The 2,517-nt window shown below is 64.6% G+C and carries 1 pseudogene; it reads right to left on the bottom strand.

Features of this window, described 5'->3' with window-relative positions:
* A pseudogene (locus U5771_RS34865) lies at nt 1-2,517 on the bottom strand (hemagglutinin); the annotation flags it as partial.

Raw genomic sequence — 2,517 nt, 5'->3', positions numbered from 1 at the left:
GAAGTCGACAGCGAGGCGACCGAGCTATCGGTCGAGCTCAGGCCAGTCGACAGCGAGCTGATGCCCGTCGAGGTCGAGGTGGACAGCGAGCTGATCGAGCTGGTCGCCGTCGAGAGACCCGTCGACGTGGAGGTCGACAGCGAGGCGACCGAGCTATCGGTCGAGCTCAGGCCGGTCGACAACGAGCTGATACCCGTCGAGGTCGAGGTGGACAGCGAACTGATCGAGCTGGTCGCCGACGAGAGACCCGTCGACGTGGAAGTCGACAGCGAAGCGACCGAGCTATCGGTCGAGCTGAGGCCCGTGGACAGCGAGCTGATCGAGCTGGTCGCCGACGAGAGGCCGGTCGACGTGGAGGTCGAGAGCGACGAAATCGAGCTGGTTGCCGAGGACAGACCGGTCGACGTCGAAGTCGAGAGCGAGGCCACCGAGCTATCGGTCGAGCTCAGGCCAGTCGACAGCGAGTTGATGCCGGTCGAGGTCGAGGTGGACAGCGAGCTGATCGAGCTGTTGGCCGACGACAGGCCGGTCGACGTGGAGGTCGACAGCGACGAAATCGAGCTGGTTGCCGAGGACAGACCGGTCGACGTGGAAGTCGACAGCGAAGCGACCGAGCTATCGGTCGAGCTCAGGCCCGTCGACAGCGAGTTGATGCCCGTCGAAGTCGACGTGGACAGCGAGCTGATCGAGCTGTTGGCCGACGAGAGACCGGTCGACGTCGAAGTCGACAGCGAGGCGACCGAGCTATCGGTCGAGCTGAGGCCGGTCGACAGCGAGCTGATACCCGTCGACGTCGACGTGGAGAGCGACGCGATCGAGCTATTTGCCGACGACAGCCCCGTCGAAGTCGAGGACGACAGCGAGGTCACCGAGCTGTTGGTCGAGCTGAGACCCGTCGACAACGAAGTGATGCCGGTCGACAGCGACGAGATTGCGCTGCTGGACGACGACACCGTCGTCGACAGCGAATCCACGATGGAATTGGTCGCGAAGAGTTGGGAGCCGTTGATCGCGTCCGTGCTGGTCGCCGTGATCTGACCTGCCGCGACATTGGTGATTTGGCGCGTGGTGCCCGAGCTCGGGTTGCCGACGCTCACCACGCTGCTCGGATTGCCGCCCGCGAACGTGCTGGTCACGCCGCCGACGGTACCCGTCGGCGTCGCGTTGGGCGTGCTGGTGACGGAGCCGCTGCCGAGTGCGACGTCGCCGTTGTTGTTGGCGACGGCATTCGGGCCGATCGCGACCGAGTCGGTGCCGAGCGCCTGGCTGTCCGCTGCCGTCGAATTCGCGTGGAAGTACTTGATGCCCTGGCTGTTGATGCTGTCGATTGCCGAGCCGACGCTGCTGGCGGTCGACGTCGTGCCATTCGTGTTGTACGTGGTGTACGCCGGAGCGGAAACCGTTCCGGTCGTCGGATCGTACTTCGCACCGCCGCCGAGGGCGGAGGCCGTGCTGCTGCCGAGGTTGTCGGTCTTGGTCGTGACCGTGCTGAGGCCGGTGGACAACGAGTTGATACCCGTCGAGGTCGACGTGGACAGCGACGAGATCGAGCTGTTAGCCGACGAGAGGCCGGTCGACGTGGAGGTCGACAGCGACGCGACCGTGCTGTTGGTCGAGCTGAGGCCAGTCGACAGCGAGTTGATGCCGGTCGAGGTCGACGTGGACAGCGAGCTGATCGAGCTGTTAGCCGACGAGAGACCGGTCGACGTGGAGGTCGACAGTGAAGCAACCGAGCTGTTGGTCGAGCTCAGGCCAGTGGACAGCGAGTTGATGCCCGTCGAGGTCGAGGTGGACAGGGACGAGATCGAGCTGTTAGCCGACGAGAGACCCGTCGACGTGGAGGTCGACAGCGACGCAACCGAGCTATTGGTCGAGCTGAGGCCGGTCGAGGTCGACGTGGACAGCGAACTGATCGAGCTATTAGCCGACGAGAGACCGGTCGACGTGGACGTCGACAGCGAGGCGACCGAGCTGTTGGTCGAGCTCAGGCCGGTCGAGGTCGACGTGGACAGCGAGCTGATCGAGCTGTTAGCCGACGAGAGACCGGTCGACGTGGAGGACGACAGCGACGTAACCGAGCTATTGGTCGAGCTCAGGCCAGTCGACAGGGAGTTGATGCCGGTCGAGGTCGACGTGGACAGCGACGAGATCGAGCTATTAGCCGACGAGAGGCCGGTCGACGTGGAGGTCGACAGCGACGTAACCGAGCTATTGGTCGAGCTGAGGCCCGTCGACGTCGAGGTGGACAGGGACGAGATCGAGCTGTTGGCTGACGAGAGACCGGTCGACGTGGACGACGACAGCGACGTAACCGAGCTGCTGGTCGAGCTGAGGCCCGTCGACAGGGAGTTGATGCCCGTCGAGGTCGACGTGGACAGCGACGAGATCGAGCTATTAGCCGACGAGAGGCCGGTCGACGTGGACGTCGACAGCGAGGCGACCGAGCTATTGGTCGAGCTCAGGCCCGTCGAGGTCGACGTGGACAGCGAGCTGATCGAGCTGTTGGCCGACGACAGG

It is taken from the genome of Burkholderia sp. BCC1977 (assembly GCF_905339595.1).
In the GTDB taxonomy this organism is placed as follows: domain Bacteria; phylum Pseudomonadota; class Gammaproteobacteria; order Burkholderiales; family Burkholderiaceae; genus Burkholderia.
This window is presented reverse-complemented; position numbering and strand designations above follow the sequence as displayed.